We start from the raw sequence: 19097 nt of genomic DNA, 5'->3' as shown, positions 1-19097 counted from the left end.
TTAAAAAATACGTTCCTGATGAACCCACACTGCCGCTTCGACGCGGGATTTCAGCTTCATCTTCTTGAGCATGTGCTTAACGTGAACCTTCACCGTACTTTCAGTGATGTCCAGACGACGGGCGATCATTTTGTTCGGCAGACCCTGGGCAATCAGCTTGAGAATATCGCGCTCGCGCGGGGTTAACTGGCTCACGTCACGATCTGAGGTGGCGCGGTTGGCGCGCAGGCTGGCGGCAAGCACCGGCGTTAAGGCTTCGCTCAGCACCATCTCACCCGCGGCGGCCTGTTGCAGCGCCTTGAGCAGATCTTCCGGCTCCATATCCTTCAGCAGATAGCCGTCCGCGCCGCGTTTGAGGGCGGTAACGACATCCTCTTCATGGTTGGACACGCTAAAGACCACCACGCGACCGGACAGCGACTTCTCGCGCAGCTTGTCGAGGGTTTCCAGACCGTTCATGCCGGGCATGTTGAGATCGAGCAGGATCAAATCAGGATCGAGCGCTTCGGCAAGTTCAATACCCTGTTCGCCGTTGCTGGCTTCGCCAACCACGGTGATATCCGGTGCCATACTGACCAGCTGTTTTACGCCGGTGCGCAGCATCGGATGGTCGTCAATCAACAGGATGGATGCCGGTTCCTGATTAGTCATGGTTTTCTCCTTGAGCAGTTATGAGGGGCTTTTCGGGAATAAAGGTGACCACTACTTCAGTGCCACCAGACTCTCCCCGGCGAACCTGGCAATCTCCGCGCAGGCTTTGCGCGCGGTCTCGCATGATAATTAAACCATAGTGGTTAGTTCTCTCGGCATTTTCCGGCACGCCGCAGCCGTTGTCCGTTACCCGAAGCTTCACCTGATTGTCGTGGTAGCTGACGGTGACGGTCACTGCCGTCGCCCCCGCGTGTTTAAGCACGTTACTCAGCGCTTCGCGGGCGATTTGCAGTAAATGGATGGCCTGATGCGAGGGGACAAAACGCGGCGGCAGCTGGTAATCCAGCTTCACCGGGAACCCCAGACGGGCGCTAAATTCCTGACAGCTGGACTCCAGGGCAGGGCGCAGGCCCGGCTCGGTCAGCTGCAAGCGGAAGGTGGTCAGCAGTTCGCGAAGCTGTATCCAGGAGGTATTCAGCTCGTTACGTATCTGGCCCAAAAGCTGCTTGCTGCTCTCGGGCAGCCCGTCGCCCTGCATTTGCAGGCAGCTTACCTGCATCTTCATACAGGAGAGCGACTGGGCGATGGAGTCGTGAAGCTCGCGGGCGATGGTGGCGCGCTCTTCCATTACGATCAGCTGCTGCTGTTTTTCCTGATGGCGATCCAGCGCCAGCGTGGCGGTAAGCTGTTCCACCAGGGTATCAACCAGCTGCTGCTGATCGTGGCTCAGATGCCGCCCGGCGGGCAGCGTTGCCAGCAGAATGCCGTACTGGGTGTGGCTGTCGGTCAGACGCCATTTGAGCGTGGTCCCGCTGCCGACAAGCGGCGGCAGGCCGCGCGGTGCGAGCTACTCCTGGTATCTCTACAGCGCTAACCGCCTGAAATACCCGCTGATGCGCAAACGCCTGATGAAAATGTGGCGCGAAGCGAAAGTGCAGCACAGCGATCCGGTTGAGGCCTGGGCTTCTATTATTGAAGACGCGGATAAAGCCAAAAGCTTCAAGCAGGCGCGCGGGCGCGGCGGCTTTGTGCGCTCCTCCTGGCAGGAAGTGAACGAGCTGATTGCTGCCTCTAACGTCTATACCGTCAAAACCTACGGCCCGGACCGCGTGGCGGGCTTCTCGCCGATCCCGGCGATGTCGATGGTTTCTTACGCATCCGGCGCACGCTATCTGTCGCTTATCGGCGGCACCTGCCTGAGCTTCTACGACTGGTACTGCGACCTGCCGCCTGCGTCACCGCAGACCTGGGGTGAGCAGACCGACGTCCCTGAATCCGCAGACTGGTACAACTCCAGCTACATCATCGCCTGGGGCTCTAACGTACCGCAGACCCGTACGCCGGACGCCCACTTCTTTACCGAAGTGCGCTACAAAGGCACCAAAACGGTGGCGATCACCCCTGACTACGCGGAAATCGCGAAACTCTGCGACCTGTGGCTGGCACCAAAACAGGGTACCGATGCGGCAATGGCGCTGGCGATGGGCCACGTTATGCTGCGCGAATTCCACCTCGACAAACCGAGCCAGTACTTTACCGACTACGTGCGTCGTTACACCGATATGCCGATGCTGGTCATGCTGGAAGAGCGTGACGGCTACTACGCGGCGGGCCGTATGCTGCGCGCGGCGGATCTGGTGGATGCACTGGGCCAGGAAAACAACCCGCAGTGGAAAACCGTCGCCTGCAACAGCAACGGCGAGCTGGTGGCTCCTAACGGTTCTATCGGTTTCCGCTGGGGCGAGAAGGGCAAATGGAACCTTGAGCAGCGTAACGGCACAACCGGTGAAGAGACCGAACTGCGTCTGAGCATGTTGGGCAGCCAGGACGAGATCGCAGAAGTCGGCTTCCCGTACTTTGGCGGCGAAGGCTCCGAGCACTTCAAAAAAGTGGAGCTGGAAAACGTCTTACTGCACAAGTTGCCGGTGAAACGCCTGCAACTGGCGGATGGCTCCACCGCGCTGGTGACCACCGTTTATGACCTGACCATGGCGAACTACGGCCTGGAACGCGGTCTGAACGACGAAAACTGCGCAACCAGCTACGACGACGTGAAAGCGTATACCCCGGCGTGGGCAGAAGAAGTCACAGGCGTATCCCGTTCGCAAATCATCCGCATCGCGCGTGAATTTGCCGAAAACGCCGACAAAACCCACGGCCGTTCGATGATCATCGTCGGTGCCGGTCTGAACCACTGGTATCACCTCGATATGAACTATCGTGGTCTGATCAACATGCTGGTGTTCTGCGGCTGCGTCGGCCAGAGCGGCGGCGGCTGGGCACACTATGTTGGCCAGGAAAAACTGCGTCCGCAGACCGGCTGGCAGCCGCTGGCGTTTGGCCTTGACTGGCAGCGTCCTGCGCGCCACATGAACAGCACCTCCTACTTCTATAACCACTCCAGCCAGTGGCGTTATGAAACCGTCACCGCGCAGGAGCTGCTCTCGCCGATGGCGGATAAATCCCGCTACAGCGGCCATCTGATTGACTTCAACGTGCGCGCCGAGCGTATGGGCTGGCTGCCGTCTGCGCCACAGCTGGGCACCAACCCGCTGCGCATCGCAGACGCGGCGAAAAAAGCCGGCATGACCCCGGTGGATTACACCGTGAAGTCCCTGAAAGACGGCTCTATCCGCTTTGCGGCTGAACAGCCTGAAAACGGTAAAAACCACCCGCGCAACCTGTTTATCTGGCGCTCTAACCTGCTCGGATCGTCCGGTAAAGGCCACGAGTACATGCTGAAGTATCTGCTGGGCACCGAACACGGTATTCAGGGGAAAGATCTCGGCAAGCAGGGCGGCGTGAAGCCTGAAGAGGTGGAATGGCAGGACAACGGCCTGGACGGCAAGCTGGATCTGGTCGTGACCCTCGACTTCCGTCTGTCCAGCACCTGTCTGTACTCCGATATCGTGCTGCCGACCGCCACCTGGTATGAAAAAGACGACATGAATACCTCGGATATGCATCCGTTTATTCATCCGCTGTCTGCCGCCGTTGACCCGGCGTGGGAATCGAAAAGCGACTGGGAGATCTACAAAGGCATCGCGAAGAAATTCTCCGAAGTCTGCGTGGGGCACCTCGGCAAAGAGACCGACGTGGTGACGCTGCCTATCCAGCACGACTCCGCTGCCGAACTGGCGCAGCCGCTGGACGTGAAGGACTGGAAAAAAGGCGAATGCGACCTGATCCCGGGCGTAACCGCACCGCACATCATTCCGGTTGAACGTGATTATCCGGCGACCTGGGAGCGCTTTACCTCTATCGGCCCGCTGATGGAGAAAATCGGTAACGGCGGGAAAGGGATCGCCTGGAACACCCAGAGCGAAATGGATCTGCTGCGCAAGCTCAATTACACCAAAGCGGACGGCCCGGCCAAAGGCCAGCCAATGCTGAACACCGCGATTGATGCCGCAGAGATGATCCTGACTCTGGCGCCGGAAACCAACGGTCAGGTGGCCGTGAAGGCCTGGGCCGCCCTGAGCGAGTTTACCGGTCGTGACCACACGCATCTGGCGCTGAATAAAGAAGACGAGAAAATTCGCTTCCGCGATATTCAGGCCCAGCCGCGCAAAATTATCTCCAGCCCGACCTGGTCTGGCCTGGAAGACGAGCATGTCTCCTACAACGCCGGTTACACCAACGTTCACGAGCTGATCCCGTGGCGCACCCTGTCGGGCCGTCAGTCCCTGTACCAGGATCACCAGTGGATGCGCGACTTCGGCGAAAGCCTGCTGGTTTACCGTCCGCCAATCGACACCCGTTCGGTGAAAGAGGTGATGGGCGAGAAGTCCAACGGTAACCCTGAGAAGGCGCTGAACTTCCTGACGCCGCACCAGAAATGGGGTATCCACTCGACCTACAGCGACAACCTGCTGATGCTGACCTTAGGACGCGGTGGCCCGATTGTGTGGATGAGCGAAGCGGACGCCAAAGAGCTGGGCATCGTCGATAACGACTGGATCGAAGTGTTCAACAGCAACGGTTCCCTGACCGCCCGTGCGGTGGTGAGCCAGCGCGTTCCGGCGGGGATGACCATGATGTATCACGCCCAGGAACGTATCGTGAACATTCCGGGATCTGAAATCACCGAGCAGCGCGGCGGTATTCACAACTCCGTGACCCGCATTACGCCAAAACCGACCCACATGATCGGTGGCTATGCGCAGCTGGCCTACGGCTTTAACTACTACGGCACCGTAGGGTCAAACCGTGATGAGTTCGTAGTGGTACGTAAGATGAAGAATATCAACTGGTTAGATGGCGAAGGTAATGACCAGGTACAGGAGAGCGTAAAATGAAAATTCGTTCACAAGTCGGCATGGTGCTGAATCTGGATAAATGCATCGGCTGTCATACCTGCTCGGTCACCTGTAAAAACGTCTGGACCAGCCGCGAAGGTGCAGAGTACGCGTGGTTCAACAACGTTGAAACCAAGCCGGGTACCGGCTTCCCGACCGACTGGGAAAACCAGGAGAAGTGGAAGGGCGGCTGGATCCGCAAGATCAACGGCAAAATTCAGCCGCGCATGGGTAACCGCGCGATGCTGCTGGGCAAGATCTTCGCTAACCCGCACCTGCCGGGCATCGACGACTACTACGAGCCGTTTGATTTTGACTATCAGACGCTGCATAACGCCCCGGCGGACAGCAAGGCGCAGCCGATTGCCCGTCCACGCTCGCTCATTACCGGGCAGCGCATGGACAAAATCACCAAAGGGCCGAACTGGGAAGACGATCTGGGCGGTGAGTTCGAAAAACTGTCGAAAGATCGAAACTTCGAAAACATGCAGAAGGCGATGTACGGCCAGTTCGAAAACACCTTCATGATGTATCTGCCGCGCCTGTGCGAGCACTGCCTGAACCCGGCGTGCGTCGCGACCTGCCCGAGCGGAGCCATCTACAAGCGTGAAGAAGACGGCATCGTGCTGATCGACCAGGACAAATGCCGCGGCTGGCGTATGTGCATCACCGGCTGCCCGTACAAAAAAATCTACTTCAACTGGAAGAGCGGCAAGTCCGAGAAGTGCGTCTTCTGCTATCCGCGTATCGAAGCCGGGATGCCAACCGTCTGCTCCGAAAGCTGCGTAGGCCGTATTCGCTACCTCGGCGTGCTGCTGTATGACGCGGATGCGATTGAAACGGCGGCAAGCACCGAGAACGAGAAAGATCTGTACCAGCGTCAGCTGGACGTGTTCCTCGATCCGAACGATCCGAAAGTGATTGAGCAGGCGCTGAAAGACGGCGTGCCGCAGAGCGTGATCGACGCGGCGCAGCAGTCCCCGGTGTACAAAATGGCGATGGACTGGAAGCTGGCCCTGCCGCTGCACCCGGAATACCGCACGCTGCCGATGGTCTGGTACGTGCCGCCGCTGTCACCGATTCAGTCCGCCGCCGATGCGGGCGAGCTGGGCAGCAACGGCATTCTGCCTGACGTGGAAAGCCTGCGCATTCCGGTTCAGTACCTGGCAAACCTGCTGACCGCAGGCGATACCCAGCCGGTGCTGCTGGCGCTGAAGCGTATGCTGGCGATGCGTCACTTCAAACGCGCTGAAACGGTTGACGGCACGATCGACACCCGCGCGCTGGAAGAGGTCGGTCTGACCGAAGCGCAGGCGCAGGAGATGTACCGCTATCTGGCGATTGCGAACTACGAAGATCGTTTCGTGGTGCCGAGCAGCCACCGTGAGCAGGCGCGCGACGCCTTCCCGGAAAAAAGCGGGTGTGGCTTTACCTTTGGCGACGGTTGCCACGGTTCAGACACCAAATTCAACCTGTTCAACAGCCGCCGCATCGACGCGCTCGATGTGACCAGCAAAACGGAGCCGCACCAATGATTGAACTCGTCATTGTTTCGCGTCTGCTTGAATATCCGGATGCTGCGCTCGCGCAGCATCAGCAGGAATTTTTCGATGCACTCGCGTCATCTGAAAACCTGGACAAAGAAGATGCCCATCGGCTGGGCGTTTTCCTGCGCGACCTTTTAGCGCGCGATCTTCTGGACGTGCAGGCTGAATACAGCCAGCTGTTCGACCGTGGACGCGCGACCTCGCTGCTGCTGTTTGAACACGTTCACGGTGAATCCCGCGATCGCGGTCAGGCGATGGTGGATCTGATGGCCCAGTACGAGGAGCACGGCCTACAGCTCGACAGCCGCGAACTGCCGGACCATCTGCCGCTGTACCTGGAGTATCTGGCGCAGCTGCCAAAAGAAGAGGCGCTCGGCGGGTTGCAGGATATCGCCCCGATCCTCGCGCTGCTCGGCGCGCGTCTGCAACAGCGTGAAAGCCCCTATGCCATGCTGTTCGACCTGCTGGTGAAGTTCGCTAACGCCTCGGTCGACAGTGTGAAAGTGGCAGAGAAAATTGCGGACGAAGCCCGCGATGATACCCCGCAGGCGCTCGATGCGGTCTGGGAAGAAGAGCAGGTGAAGTTCTTTGCCGATCGGAACTGCGGCGAGTCGGAAATTTCGGCTCACCAGCGTCGTTTTGCCGGAGCTGTTGCCCCGCAATATTTGAATATCTCTAACGGAGGACGGCACTAATGCACTTCCTGAATATGTTCTTCTTTGACATCTACCCGTACATCGCGGGCACCGTGTTCCTGGTGGGAAGCTGGCTGCGCTACGACTACGGCCAGTACACCTGGCGCGCGGGCTCCAGCCAGATGCTGGATCGCAAGGGGATGAACCTGGCGTCTAACCTGTTCCACCTGGGGATCCTCGGTATTTTTGCCGGCCACTTCCTCGGGATGCTGACGCCGCACTGGATGTATGAAGCCTGGCTGCCGATCGAAGTGAAGCAGAAGATGGCGATGTTCGCGGGCGGTGCCAGCGGCGTGCTGTGCCTGGTGGGCGGTCTGCTGCTGCTGAAACGTCGTCTGTTCAGCCCGCGCGTGCGTGCCACCACCACCGGGGCGGATATCCTGATCCTCTCCCTGCTGATGGTGCAGTGTGCGCTGGGTCTGCTGACTATTCCGTTCTCTGCACAGCACATGGACGGCAGCGAAATGATGAAGCTGGTCGGCTGGGCGCAGTCCGTAGTGACTTTCCACGGTGGCGCGTCTGCGCATCTGGACGGCGTGGCGTTTATCTTCCGCGTTCACCTGGTGCTGGGGATGACCCTGTTTGTGCTCTTCCCGTTCTCCCGCCTGGTGCATATCTGGAGCGCGCCGGTGGAGTACCTGACGCGCAAATATCAGATTGTACGCGCTCGTCGCTAATCGGCCGTTTTGACATTAACCCCGCACTCGCGGGGTTTTTTTTCGCCCCAGCCCAGATTATTGCCCGCCGCGGCAAACAGGATCAGCACGCCGCCCGCCAGCTGCGTTGCCGTCAGCGTGTGTCCAAACGCCAGGCTATCCACCACGATCGCCACCACCGGGTAGATAAAGGAGAGGGAGCCTACAATCGGCGTCGGGAGCTTCTGAATGGCGCTGTATAACAGCTGATACATGATGCCGGTGTGCAAAATCCCCAGCGTCAGCAGTATCGCCCACGGGAAATCGGCGGAGAACGCGGGCAGCTTCGCCAGCGGCAGCAGCATCACTACGCCCGTTAAGACCTGGATAAACGCGATATGCTGCGGTGCGATGCTTTTAAGTTTACGGGTGATGATAGCGGTAAGGGCATAAAAGAAGGCTGCACCCAGCGCAAGCCCGATACCCGCAAGCCAGCCCTGCTGGTGACTGCCCGCCATTTCGCCTGAGAGCAACACCACCACGCCGCTGAAGGCGAGAACCAGCCAGCCCCATTTGACCAGGCTTACGCGTTCGCCCATCAGCATTCCCATCATGACCAGCATAAAGGGCTGGGTGTTGTAGACCACCGTCGACAGGCCAATGGAAATACGCGCGTAGGCACCAAACAGCAGCAGCCAGTTCACGACCAGCGCCACGCCGCCGAGTATCGCCAGCCCCAGCGTAGCTTTGGTTAACGGGCTAAAGGGCTGCTTGCCGAGCCGGATAAACACAAAGAGCGCACCCGCACCGATCAGGCAGCGCCAGAACACCACCTCCGTCACCGGCAGACCGGAGAGCAAAACGAACGCCCCGATGGAGCCTGAGATCAGCATGGCGAGGCTCATTTGCCAGACGCCTGTTTGTAAATCACGCATTGTTCACCTCCAGATTGATGGCTCTATTGTCGATAAAGGCTGTCGCCTTTTACAGAGGTGATATAAGGTGAAAAGAACAAATGACTTTTTTAAATCAGGTGAAAGCGATGGAATACCTTCTCGATGATATCGACCGACGTATTTTGGCCTGTCTGGTTGAGGATGCGCGGGTGTCGCTTAAAGCGTTAAGCGGGCAGGTAGGGCTGACGTCACCCAGCACGGCAGAGCGCTTAAAGCGGCTCGAAGAGCGCGGAGTGATCCAGGGGTACGGCGCACGGGTGAACTTAGCGGCGCTGGGTTATACCTTGCAGGCGTTAGTGCGGGTGCGGCCGCTACCGGGCCTGTTGCATAAGGTGGATAAGTATATTCAGGCGATGCCCGAGTGTATTGAGAGCGATAAGGTCACCGGAGAGGATTGTTTTGTGATCCGGCTGGTGGTGCGCTCAATAGCGCAGCTTGATGAGCTGCTGGATGGCCTGGCGGAGCACGCCCAGTGTAATACCTCGATAGTGAAGAGTTCACCGGTTCAGCGCAGGTTGCCGCCGATGTAGCCGCTTTTTGCCGGGTGGCGGCTGCATTATGGTTTTGTAGCCCCGGTAAGCGTAGCGCCACCGGGGAAAACAGGTGCGCGAAAGCCGGATGGGAATGTTGTTAGGTTTTTTGAACGATATGAAAGTGATGGTGGTGGGGGAAGGATTACCCGGCGCGTTGCGCCTCGCCCTTCGGGTCGTTGCCTGCGGCAACGCTTTCTCGCTGCGCTCGAATCGAACCTTAGTCGAAGCTTCTCATCCTTCCCGCACGGAATAATATGGCGCACTGAGCGGAGTATGAGTTTGAAAGAATCAGGAAGTGATGGTGGTGGGGGAAGGATTCGAACCTTCGAAGTCGATGACGGCAGATTTACAGTCTGCTCCCTTTGGCCGCTCGGGAACCCCACCACGGGGTAATGCTTTTACTGGCCTGCTTCCTGTTGGAAGCGGGGCGCATCATATCAAATGATGCGCCCCTGTAAAGCATTCCTTTCGGTAAACGCGGCTGTTTGCCTGCTTTTTATCCGTAAAGGTGCAAAGCTAATCAATTCATTTTACGAAGGATTAAAGAATAATCGTTCTGTTACCGTAAACAAACACGCGCTGCGCCAGCACCTGATACAGCGCGCGGCTTAATACGTTCTTCTCGACGTCACGCCCGGCGCGCATCATATCTTCTGCGGTGTAGGTATGATCCACGTGGATCACGTCCTGCATAATGATTGGGCCTTCGTCCAGGTTGTCGTTAACGTAATGCGCGGTAGCACCGATAATCTTCACGCCGCGCTCGTACGCCTGATGATAAGGGCGCGCGCCGATAAAGGCCGGCAGGAACGAGTGGTGGATGTTGATGATCTTGTTCGGGAAGCGCGACACGAATGACGGCGTCAGTACGCGCATATACTTCGCCAGCACCACGTAATCCGGGTTGTGCGCTTCAATGGCCTGCGCCATCAGATCGTCATGCTCTTCGCGGGTATGGCCTTCGTGGCTCACCAGCTCAAATGGAATATCAAAGCGCTCGACCAGCGAGCGCAGCGTGTCGTGGTTACCAATGACCGCTGCGATGTCCACATCCAGACCACCGTAGTTGGCTTTCATCAGCAGATCGCCCAGGCAGTGGGCCTCTTTGGTAACCAGAATCACCACGCGACGGCGACCAGCAGGGGTCAGCTCGCGAACGGAACCTTCCGGCAGGGCGCTGTCCAGATCGGCAAGCAGGGTGGTGTCGTTGAAAATCCCTTCCAGCTCGGTGCGCATGAAGAAGCGACCGGTACGGTGGTCAACGAACTCATTGTTCTGCACGATATTCAGTTCATGCTTGTAACAAATGTTGGTAATTCGTGCGATAAGCCCTTTCTGGTCGGGACAAATGGTGCGCAGAACTTTACGTTGTAATGATTGCATCGCCGGGAAATCCTGTTTTTGTATTTGCGAAAGCTGGGCTGTCAGGCATTACTGCCCGCAGCACTTTTTAAATTTTTTACCTGAACCACACGGGCAGGGGTCGTTACGGCCAAATTGCGGACGCGTGCCGTCAATATAATACCATTGCCCGTTTTCCCGTAAAAAACGGGAACGTTCAATAATGGCCGCCGATTTAGCGCCCTCTTTAAAGCGGGCAGCGAAGCTGACGTAACCTTCGTTTGCATCGCTGCCTGGTGCGGCGTCATACACGGTCAGGCCAAGCCAGTGGGTATTGGCAAAGCCGGACTCGATGTCCTGACGAAAATCGGCGGCATGGCAAGACGGATGCCAGGTCTTAATCAGATAGTCTGCGTCCTTGATCACAAAAGCAGTATATCGCGAACGCATAAGGTGTGACGGGTCTGGTGCAACCTGCTCGCCAGTAAGATATCGCTGGCAACATAGGCTATACTCCAGAGCGCTACCACAGGGGCAGAGTTGAGACACGATTCTCTTCCTGGACAAAAAATTAACGGCGTAAAAACGCTTAAGGTAGCACCATGTTAACTGAGCAGTTGCGTTGACGCTATGTCGGGAATCCAGGGGAAGTAAAACAGGGCTAATGAGAAAGGTAAAAATTGGACTGGCGCTGGGCTCAGGTGCAGCCAGGGGCTGGTCACATATCGGCGTAATCAATGCGCTTAAGCAGATGGGGATTGATGTCGATATCGTCGCTGGTTGTTCTATCGGTTCGCTGGTCGGGTCTGCATACGCGTGCGGAAAACTCCCTGAGCTTGAAACCTGGGTGCGCTCCTTTAGCTACTGGGACGTGCTGCGCCTGATGGATCTCTCCTGGCAGCGTGGCGGGCTGCTGCGCGGCGAACGGGTGTTCAACCATTTTCGCCAGGTTATGCCTTTCGCCGATTTCAAAGACTGCCAAATGCCTTTCGGTGCCGTCGCAACCAACCTTAGTACCGGGCGCGAGCTGTGGTTTACCGAAGGCGACATCCACCTTGCCGTGCGTGCATCCTGTAGTATGCCGGGATTGATGGCGCCGGTGCCGCACAACGGCTATTGGCTGGTCGACGGCGGCGTGGTTAACCCTATCCCTATTTCACTCACCCGAGCGATGGGTGCCGATATCGTTATTGCGGTCGATCTTCAGCACGACGCGCATCTTATGCAGCAGGAGCTTCTTCCCGTCAATATGCAAAATGACGATCCCGAAGGTGAAAAACTCGCCTGGCACGAAAGACTGCGCGGACGGATAGGGCGCATGGCGGCTCGTCGTTCCGTCACGGCCCCAACGGCAATGGAGATCATGACGACCTCCATTCAGGTGCTCGAAAACCGCCTAAAGCGCAATCGAATGGCCGGCGACCCGCCTGACATTCTGATTCAACCGTATTGTCCACAAATTGCGACTCTGGATTTTCATCGCGCCGAAGCCGCGATTGCCGCAGGTTCGTTAGCCGTAGAGAAAAAAATGGATGAGCTGATGCCGTTTGTGCGGACATCAGCCTGAGTACGCTTTTTTTTGATTACTTCAGCAAAATCTGACAGGCGATAGTGCCGATCCCATGCCACTATTGAATAACTGTCAGCCAGGGGAGGAACCATGACGCAGCCATTGGCCGGAAAACATATTTTGATAGTTGAAGACGAGCCGGTTTTCCGATCGCTGCTGGATTCGTGGTTAACCTCATTAGGCGCAAATACGTCGCTGGCCGAAGACGGCGTCGATGCGCTGGAAAAAATGCTCAATATCACCCCGGATCTGATGATTTGTGATATCGACATGCCGCGCATGGACGGTCTTAAGCTGGTGGAGCATTTGCGCAATGAGGGCGATCAGATGCCGATTCTGGTCATTTCCGCGACGGAAAATATGGCCGATATTGCAAAAGCATTACGGCTGGGCGTCCAGGATATTCTGTTAAAACCGCTCAAAGATCTGAATCGTCTGCGTGAAACCGTATTGGCCTGTCTCTATCCCAATATGTTTAATTCCCGCGTCGAGGAAGAAGAACGTCTTTTTCAGGACTGGGATGCGTTAGTCAGTAATCCGCTTGCCGCCTCGAAATTATTACAGGAGCTTCAGCCGCCTGTTCAGCAGTCAATTTCCCATTGTCGCGTAAATTATCGCCAGCTGGTTGCCGCTGACCAGCCCGGACTGGTGCTCGATATTGCGCCATTATCCGATTCAGACCTGGCGTTTTATTGTCTGGACGTGACGCGTGCGGGGGATAACGGTGTTTTAGCCGCGTTATTACTTCGGGCGCTATTTAACGGATTATTACAGGAGCAGTTGTCACATCAGGGGCAACGGCTTCCCGAATTGGGAAGTTTGCTCAAACAGGTTAATCATCTTTTCCGCCAGGCAAATTTACCCGGCCAGTTTCCACTGCTGGTGGGTTATTACCACAGCGGGCTGCAAAATCTTATCCTCGTATCTGCCGGGCTTAACGCATCGCTTAATACGGGGGAGCATCAAATACAGGTCAGTAACGGTGTTCCGCTTGGGACATTAGGAACGGCTTATCTAAATCAAATTAGCCACCGTTGCGCCTCCTGGCAGTGCCAAATTTGGGGGGCAGGGGGCCGCTTACGTTTAATGTTGTCCACGGAATAAGCAGTTGAATTTTATTCGTCAGATTGCTTTTCCGCAGTTTTGCTGGCGGTGCTAGTATCACTGCCAGATTTATGCGTATTTGTCCTAATTGATCGGCAACGCGTCCTTTTCAGACCCGGACTGTCCGGTGAGGCTGATATACTCAACGCGTTATTTAATGAATAAGTTCAAAACTTGAACAGCTCAGGAGAATTTCAATGGCTGCCCTAAATTCGAAAGTCAGAAAGGCCGTTATCCCGGTAGCGGGATTGGGAACCAGGATGCTACCCGCGACTAAGGCAATCCCTAAAGAGATGCTGCCGTTGGTTGATAAGCCATTAATCCAGTACGTTGTTAATGAATGTATCGCCGCAGGAATTACCGAAATTGTCCTCGTAACGCATTCATCTAAAAACTCTATTGAAAACCACTTCGATACAAGTTTCGAACTTGAAGCCATGCTGGAAAAACGCGTTAAGCGTCAGCTGCTGGCTGAAGTTCAGTCTATTTGCCCGCCGCACGTCACCATTATGCAGGTTCGTCAGGGCCTGGCGAAAGGTCTGGGCCACGCCGTTCTGTGCGCGCACCCGGTTGTGGGCAATGAGCCAGTGGCTGTTATTCTGCCGGACGTTATTCTGGACGAATATGAATCTGACCTGTCTCAGGACAACCTGGCGGATATGATTAAACGCTTCGACGAAACCGGCAGCAGCCAGATCATGGTTGAACCCGTTGCGGATGTGACCGCATACGGCGTTGTAGACTGCAAAGGCGTAAACCTGGAACCCGGTGAAAGCGTTCCGATGGTTGGCGTCGTAGAGAAGCCTAAAGCGGACGTAGCGCCGTCTAACCTCGCTGTGGTGGGTCGTTATGTTCTGAGCGCAGAGATCTGGCCACTGCTGGCGAAAACCCCTCCAGGAGCGGGTGACGAGATCCAGCTGACCGACGCTATTGATATGCTGATCGAGAAAGAGACCGTTGAAGCCTACCATATGAAAGGTAAGAGCCACGACTGCGGTAATAAACTCGGTTATATGCAGGCGTTTGTTGAATATGGCATTCGTCACAACTCACTGGGTGAAGAATTTAAATCCTGGCTCCAGGAGAGCCTGGATATTAAAAAATAATCCGCTCGTAGTTTGAACTAAACCGGTGTGGCGTTGCCCACCGGTTTTTTTTATACCCATAAAAAATAGTAGGGATACTCGTGCGAGTTTTGTAAGACTGCTTAAATAGAGCGTTGTCGCTATATGTCAGAGTGTAAGGGGATGTTCAGGCAGAATTTGGGCAAAAAAAATCCCGCCTTTAGCGGGATTCTTAGAATAACTTCGGATTAATCCTTAATCAGGAAGTCATCCAGTTGTTTACCTTGCTCATCCATTGCTTTCTTGATAACAGCAGGAGTACGACCCTGGCCGGTCCAGGTTTTCTCTTCGCCGTTCTCATCGATGTAGCTATATTTAGCAGGACGGGCAGCGCGTTTTGCTTTGGTACCCGTTTTAGCGGCAGCCATGCTGTTCAGTAATTCGTTTGGATCGATACCATCAGCAATCAGCATTTCGCGGTATTGTTGCAGTTTGCGAGTACGTTCTTCGATTTCAGCCGCTGCTGCGCTTTCTTCTTCACGACGCTCATTAACTACAACTTCTAATTTTTCCAGCATTTCTTCAAGCGTTTCGAGGGTGCATTCTCTTGCCTGCGCACGAAGAGTACGGATGTTGTTCAGAATTTTAAGTGCTTCGCTCATTGTAGTAATCTCAAACTTATAATGGGGGGTGGTTTGTTGTCCTAATAATAGAGCGATAAATTCAGTTGTGCAATAGGTGGGAATGTAAGGAATTCAAAAAATACTAAATATCGGAAGGTATAATTAATTACGCTAACTTAAATTTCATCTCTTCTCAGCACCGCCTGTTATCACATCTACCCGCATAAACAGGCCGAGCACATGTTTGTTTTTGTGACATTTACCGCAGGAATTATAGTTGCGGCGGATAAATATCAGCCTTTTGTATTACTCCGAAAACGGGGCGTTACATTGGTAATAGTTAATAAATAGTGAATTTTCCCGGAGCGACATTCCAGTATAAAAACAAGTGTTATCCAGGACTTTACTGATAACTGTTTTATGTGCCTGAATGCCATTACTTCATGTTTTAACGCATTATTTTACTATATCTAAGCTTCATGTCCCGGTGTCTAAAACCCTTGTTCTGCGCGGTGTATCGCGGATGAACAGGCAAAATATGGTACAATGACTCATTGGGAATATTACACATTGATTAGGGTTTTACGGCCAATGGCACAACTTTATTTCTACTATTCGGCAATGAATGCAGGGAAATCTACCGCGCTGCTCCAGTCTTCTTACAATTATCAGGAGCGGGGAATGCATACCCTTGTTTACACCGCTGAGATTGACGATCGCTTCGGTGCAGGTAAGGTCAGTTCACGTATAGGGCTCTCGTCCCCTGCAAAGCTCTATAACCCGCAGACGGACCTGCTGGCAGATATCCGTGCAGAACACGCTTCACGGCCCGTACATTGCGTTCTGGTGGACGAGAGCCAGTTCCTGACGCGCGAGCAGGTACATGCGCTGTCAGACGTGGTGGATGAGCTGGATATTCCGGTTCTCTGCTACGGGCTGCGTACCGATTTTCGCGGAGAGCTATTCCCCGGTAGCCAGTATTTGCTTGCATGGTCAGATAAGCTGGTCGAATTAAAAACCATCTGCTTCTGCGGCCGTAAAGCCAGCATGGTGCTTCGCCTCGATCAGTCAGGTAAACCTTATGCAGACGGGGAACAGGTGGTTATAGGAGGCAATGAGCGTTATGTTTCGGTATGTCGTAAACATTATAAAGAAGCGCTGGTTGTCGGCTCGTTGACCGCCATCCAAAACGATAACCGGAAATAAACAAAGGTTATATTCTTTTCACTATTGCCCTTTAGAACATAAAAAAACCCGCCAAAAGGCGGGTTTTTTAGTAGAGCGTCAATTAAGCGCTTTTCTTCGCTTTTTTATCAGCTTTAACAATCGGTGCTTCAACTTTCGCTACGGCTGTTTCACCTTCGGTGTACTCGCGTCCGTAGTAGGTATCCAGCAGGATCTGTTTCAGCTCGGCAATCAGTGGGTAGCGCGGGTTCGCACCAGTACACTGGTCATCGAATGCATCTTCAGACAGCTTATCAACGTGAGCAAGGAAGTCAGCTTCCTGAACGCCTGCTTCACGGATAGATTTAGGAATACCCAGTTCAGCTTTGATGCTGTCCAGCCATGCCAGCAGTTTCTCAATCTTCGCAGCAGTACGGTCGCCCGGTGCGCTCAGACCCAGGTGGTCTGCGATTTCAGCATAACGACGACGCGCTTGTGGACGGTCGTACTGGCTGAACGCAGTCTGCTTGGTTGGGTTGTCGTTAGCGTTATAGCGGATAACGTTGCTGATCAACAGGGCGTTCGCCAGACCGTGAGGAATGTGGAACTGAGAGCCCAGTTTGTGCGCCATTGAGTGACAAACACCCAGGAAGGCGTTCGCAAACGCGATACCGGCGATGGTCGCTGCACTGTGTACACGCTCACGCGCTACCGGGTTTTTAGACCCTTCGTTGTAGGACGCTGGCAGGTTTTCTTTCAGCAGTTTCAGCGCTTGCAGAGCCTGGCCGTCAGAGAACTCAGAAGCCAGTACAGACACATAGGCTTCCAGTGCGTGAGTCACGGCATCCAGACCACCGAACGCACACAGGGACTTAGGCATATCCATCACCAGGTTGGCGTCAACGATAGCCATATCTGGAGTCAGCGCGTAGTCAGCCAGTGGGTATTTCTGACCTGTTGCATCGTCGGTCACAACCGCAAACGGCGTTACTTCTGAACCCGTACCGGAGGTAGTGGTCACGGCGATCATTTTCGCTTTCACACCCATTTTCGGGAACTTGTAGATACGTTTACGGATGTCCATAAAGCGCAGCGCCAGCTCTTCGAAGTGGGTTTCTGGGTGCTCGTACATGACCCACATGATTTTCGCGGCGTCCATTGGGGAACCGCCACCCAGTGCGATGATCACATCTGGTTTGAAGGAGTTCGCCAGTTCCGCACCTTTACGCACTACGGTCAGGGTTGGGTCAGCTTCAACTTCGAAGAAGACTTCAGTCTCGACGCCAGCCGCTTTCAGAACAGAGGTGATCTGGTCAGCATAGCCGTTGTTGAACAGGAAACGGTCAGTCACGATGAGCGCACGTTTGTGGCCATCAGTAATCACTTCATCCAGCGCGATTGGCAGAGAGCCACGGCGGAAGTAGATAGATTTCGGAAGTTTATGCCACAACATGTTTTCAGCTCGCTTAGCAACGGTTTTCTTGTTGATCAGGTGCTTAGGACCAACGTTCTCAGAGATGGAGTTACCACCCCATGAACCACAACCCAAAGTCAGGGAAGGTGCGAGTTTAAAGTTGTACAGGTCACCGATACCACCCTGAGAAGCAGGGGTGTTGATCAGGATACGCGCTGTTTTCATCATCTGACCGAAGTGAGCAACACGTTCTGGCTGGTTGTCCTGGTCAGTGTACAGGCAAGAGGTGTGACCGATACCGCCCATGGCCACCAGTTTCTCTGCTTTCTCTACCGCGTCTTCGAAATCTTTCGCACGGTACATTGCCAGAGTAGGGGACAGTTTTTCGTGAGCAAACGGCTCGCTTTCGTCAACAACGGTCACTTCACCGATCAGAATTTTGGTAGTTGCCGGAACGGTAAAGCCTGCCAGTTCAGCAATTTTGTATGCTGGCTGACCCACGATAGCGGCGTTCAGCGCGCCGTTTTTCAGGATGATATCCTGAACGGCTTTCAGTTCGTGGCCTTGCAGCATGTAGCCGCCGTGGCTTGCGAAACGTTCGCGAACGGCGTCGTAGACGGAATCAACCACAACAACGGACTGCTCGGAAGCACAAATTACGCCGTTATCGAAGGTTTTGGACATCAGTACAGAGGCAACAGCACGTTTGATATCAGCGGTTTCGTCGATGACTACAGGGGTGTTACCTGCGCCTACGCCGATTGCTGGTTTACCGGAGCTGTATGCTGCTTTAACCATGCCAGGGCCACCGGTTGCCAGAATCAGGTTAATGTCCGGGTGGTGCATCAGCGCATTGGACAGCTCAACGGAAGGTTGGTCGATCCAGCCAATCAGATCTTTTGGTGCGCCCGCAGCGATAGCTGCCTGCAACACGATATCTGCGGCTTTGTTGGTCGCATCTTTTGCACGTGGGTGCGGGGAGAAGATGATTGCGTTACGGGTCTTCAGGCTGATCAGTGATTTGAAGATCGCAGTAGACGTTGGGTTAGTGGTTGGGACGATACCGCAGATAATACCGATAGGTTCAGCGATGGTGATGGTACCAAAAGTGTCGTCTTCAGACAGCACGCCACAGGTTTTCTCATCTTTATAGGCGTTGTAGATATACTCAGAAGCAAAGTGGTTTTTGATCACTTTATCTTCAACGATACCCATACCGGATTCGGCAACGGCCATTTTAGCGAGAGGGATTCGAGCATCTGCAGCAGCCAGAGCGGCCGCGCGGAAGATTTTATCAACCTGTTCTTGGGTGAAATTGGCATATTCACGCTGGGCTTTTTTCACGCGCTCGACGAGTGCGTTCAGTTCAGCGATATTAGTAACAGCCATAATGCTCTCCTGATAATGTTTAAACTCTATTAGTAAACCAGCGCTCGATACGTCAGACAGTATAGTCAGAGCCGATACCACTTGCGTAACATACAGTAAAACAACGGGTTACT

Annotated in this window: 14 protein-coding genes, 1 tRNA gene, 1 other RNA gene and 2 pseudogenes; 9 read left to right on the top strand and 9 right to left on the bottom strand. The window is 54.7% G+C overall.

Annotated elements, in window-relative coordinates; translation table 11 throughout:
- On the bottom strand, positions 1–651 hold the full coding sequence (gene narL, locus ACSVHP_RS05060; RefSeq protein WP_028018756.1) for a two-component system response regulator NarL: 651 nt from the start codon (positions 649–651) through the stop codon (positions 1–3).
- Positions 644–1498, bottom strand: a pseudogene (locus ACSVHP_RS05055) (histidine kinase); the annotation flags it as partial. The pseudogene ACSVHP_RS05055 and the gene narL, both read right to left, overlap by 8 nt.
- Here ACSVHP_RS05055 and ACSVHP_RS05050 point away from each other — a divergent pair.
- From ACSVHP_RS05050 to narI, 4 genes and pseudogenes are all read left to right on the top strand, one after another.
- Positions 1479–4949 (top strand): annotated as a pseudogene (locus tag ACSVHP_RS05050) (nitrate reductase subunit alpha); the annotation flags it as partial. The pseudogenes ACSVHP_RS05055 and ACSVHP_RS05050 sit on opposite strands and share 20 nt — an antisense overlap.
- Positions 4946–6484: a nitrate reductase subunit beta gene (narH, locus tag ACSVHP_RS05045; protein ID WP_234674510.1), complete on the top strand. Its 1539-nt coding sequence runs from the start codon at positions 4946–4948 to the stop codon at positions 6482–6484. The pseudogene ACSVHP_RS05050 and the gene narH, both read left to right, overlap by 4 nt.
- Positions 6481–7191 (top strand): nitrate reductase molybdenum cofactor assembly chaperone, encoded by a 711-nt coding sequence (gene narJ, locus ACSVHP_RS05040; RefSeq protein WP_447551163.1) that lies wholly within the window; start codon positions 6481–6483, stop codon positions 7189–7191. Before narH ends, narJ begins: the two co-directional genes overlap by 4 nt.
- A complete protein-coding gene (gene narI / locus ACSVHP_RS05035; RefSeq protein ID WP_234674508.1) occupies positions 7191–7868 on the top strand; it encodes a respiratory nitrate reductase subunit gamma in 678 nt (225 codons plus the stop codon). The genes narJ and narI overlap by 1 nt, the downstream gene beginning before the upstream one ends.
- Here the strand turns inward: narI and ACSVHP_RS05030 are convergent.
- Positions 7865–8761, bottom strand: a complete 897-nt coding sequence (locus ACSVHP_RS05030) for a DMT family transporter (RefSeq protein ID WP_447551162.1) — start codon at positions 8759–8761, stop codon at positions 7865–7867. The genes narI and ACSVHP_RS05030 overlap by 4 nt on opposite strands.
- 107 nt (positions 8762–8868) lie before the next feature.
- On the opposite strand from ACSVHP_RS05030, the gene ACSVHP_RS05025 reads away from it, so the two are divergent.
- A complete protein-coding gene (locus ACSVHP_RS05025; protein ID WP_417316261.1) occupies positions 8869–9312 on the top strand; it encodes an Lrp/AsnC family transcriptional regulator in 444 nt (147 codons plus the stop codon).
- 128 nt (positions 9313–9440) lie between these two features.
- Here the strand turns inward: ACSVHP_RS05025 and ACSVHP_RS05020 are convergent.
- The 4 genes from ACSVHP_RS05020 to ACSVHP_RS05005 form a co-directional block, all read right to left on the bottom strand.
- Positions 9441–9571, bottom strand: a non-coding RNA gene (locus tag ACSVHP_RS05020) — RtT sRNA.
- 43 nt (positions 9572–9614) lie between these two features.
- Positions 9615–9699: transfer RNA gene (locus ACSVHP_RS05015), tRNA-Tyr, on the bottom strand.
- 156 nt (positions 9700–9855) lie between these two features.
- Complete coding sequence (purU, locus tag ACSVHP_RS05010; RefSeq protein WP_234672035.1) at positions 9856–10698, bottom strand: formyltetrahydrofolate deformylase; 843 nt, start codon at positions 10696–10698, stop codon at positions 9856–9858.
- Between the two features lie 48 nt (positions 10699–10746).
- Complete coding sequence (locus ACSVHP_RS05005; protein ID WP_447551161.1) at positions 10747–11205, bottom strand: YchJ family protein; 459 nt, start codon at positions 11203–11205, stop codon at positions 10747–10749.
- 115 nt (positions 11206–11320) lie between these two features.
- Here ACSVHP_RS05005 and rssA point away from each other — a divergent pair, with 115 nt between their 5' ends.
- From rssA to galU, 3 genes are all read left to right on the top strand, one after another.
- Positions 11321–12223 (top strand): patatin-like phospholipase RssA, encoded by a 903-nt coding sequence (gene rssA / locus ACSVHP_RS05000; protein WP_417316251.1) that lies wholly within the window; start codon positions 11321–11323, stop codon positions 12221–12223.
- A 93-nt stretch (positions 12224–12316) separates the two neighbouring features.
- Positions 12317–13330: a two-component system response regulator RssB gene (gene rssB, locus ACSVHP_RS04995; RefSeq protein ID WP_447551160.1), complete on the top strand. Its 1014-nt coding sequence runs from the start codon at positions 12317–12319 to the stop codon at positions 13328–13330.
- A 197-nt stretch (positions 13331–13527) separates the two neighbouring features.
- Positions 13528–14436, top strand: a complete 909-nt coding sequence (gene galU, locus ACSVHP_RS04990) for a UTP--glucose-1-phosphate uridylyltransferase GalU (RefSeq protein ID WP_234672043.1) — start codon at positions 13528–13530, stop codon at positions 14434–14436.
- A 206-nt stretch (positions 14437–14642) separates the two neighbouring features.
- On the opposite strand, the gene hns is transcribed toward galU, so the two are convergent.
- The gene (gene hns, locus ACSVHP_RS04985) at positions 14643–15056 is read right to left on the bottom strand and encodes a histone-like nucleoid-structuring protein H-NS (protein ID WP_003856724.1); all 414 of its coding nucleotides are present in this window, start codon (positions 15054–15056) and stop codon (positions 14643–14645) included.
- Positions 15057–15608: 552 nt separating this feature from the next.
- Between hns and tdk the strand changes: the two genes are divergently transcribed.
- Positions 15609–16223, top strand: a complete 615-nt coding sequence (gene tdk / locus ACSVHP_RS04980; protein ID WP_234672045.1) for a thymidine kinase — start codon at positions 15609–15611, stop codon at positions 16221–16223.
- Positions 16224–16305: 82 nt separating this feature from the next.
- Here the strand turns inward: tdk and adhE are convergent, their stop codons facing one another.
- The gene (gene adhE / locus ACSVHP_RS04975; RefSeq protein WP_234672046.1) at positions 16306–18984 is read right to left on the bottom strand and encodes a bifunctional acetaldehyde-CoA/alcohol dehydrogenase; all 2679 of its coding nucleotides are present in this window, start codon (positions 18982–18984) and stop codon (positions 16306–16308) included.
- Between the last annotated feature and the right edge of the window lie 113 nt (positions 18985–19097).

The organism is Enterobacter sp. 186315 (genome assembly GCF_053290175.1).
The sequence above is the reverse complement of the archived record's forward strand: the minus strand, read 5'-3'. Positions and strand labels throughout refer to the sequence as shown.

What these genes read in the sequence shown, in the direction of transcription:
- rssA (WP_417316251.1), top strand. Translation starts at nt 11,321, where the DNA reads ATGAGAAAGGTAAAAATTGGACTGGCGCTGGGCTCAGGTGCAGCCAGG.
- galU (WP_234672043.1), top strand. Translation starts at nt 13,528, where the DNA reads ATGGCTGCCCTAAATTCGAAAGTCAGAAAGGCCGTTATCCCGGTAGCG.
- narI (WP_234674508.1), top strand. Translation starts at nt 7,191, where the DNA reads ATGCACTTCCTGAATATGTTCTTCTTTGACATCTACCCGTACATCGCG.
- ACSVHP_RS05025 (WP_417316261.1), top strand. Translation starts at nt 8,869, where the DNA reads ATGGAATACCTTCTCGATGATATCGACCGACGTATTTTGGCCTGTCTG.
- tdk (WP_234672045.1), top strand. Translation starts at nt 15,609, where the DNA reads ATGGCACAACTTTATTTCTACTATTCGGCAATGAATGCAGGGAAATCT.
- narL (WP_028018756.1), bottom strand. Translation starts at nt 651, where the DNA reads ATGACTAATCAGGAACCGGCATCCATCCTGTTGATTGACGACCATCCG.
- purU (WP_234672035.1), bottom strand. Translation starts at nt 10,698, where the DNA reads ATGCAATCATTACAACGTAAAGTTCTGCGCACCATTTGTCCCGACCAG.
- hns (WP_003856724.1), bottom strand. Translation starts at nt 15,056, where the DNA reads ATGAGCGAAGCACTTAAAATTCTGAACAACATCCGTACTCTTCGTGCG.
- rssB (WP_447551160.1), top strand. Translation starts at nt 12,317, where the DNA reads ATGACGCAGCCATTGGCCGGAAAACATATTTTGATAGTTGAAGACGAG.
- narH (WP_234674510.1), top strand. Translation starts at nt 4,946, where the DNA reads ATGAAAATTCGTTCACAAGTCGGCATGGTGCTGAATCTGGATAAATGC.
- ACSVHP_RS05030 (WP_447551162.1), bottom strand. Translation starts at nt 8,761, where the DNA reads ATGCGTGATTTACAAACAGGCGTCTGGCAAATGAGCCTCGCCATGCTG.
- adhE (WP_234672046.1), bottom strand. Translation starts at nt 18,984, where the DNA reads ATGGCTGTTACTAATATCGCTGAACTGAACGCACTCGTCGAGCGCGTG.
- narJ (WP_447551163.1), top strand. Translation starts at nt 6,481, where the DNA reads ATGATTGAACTCGTCATTGTTTCGCGTCTGCTTGAATATCCGGATGCT.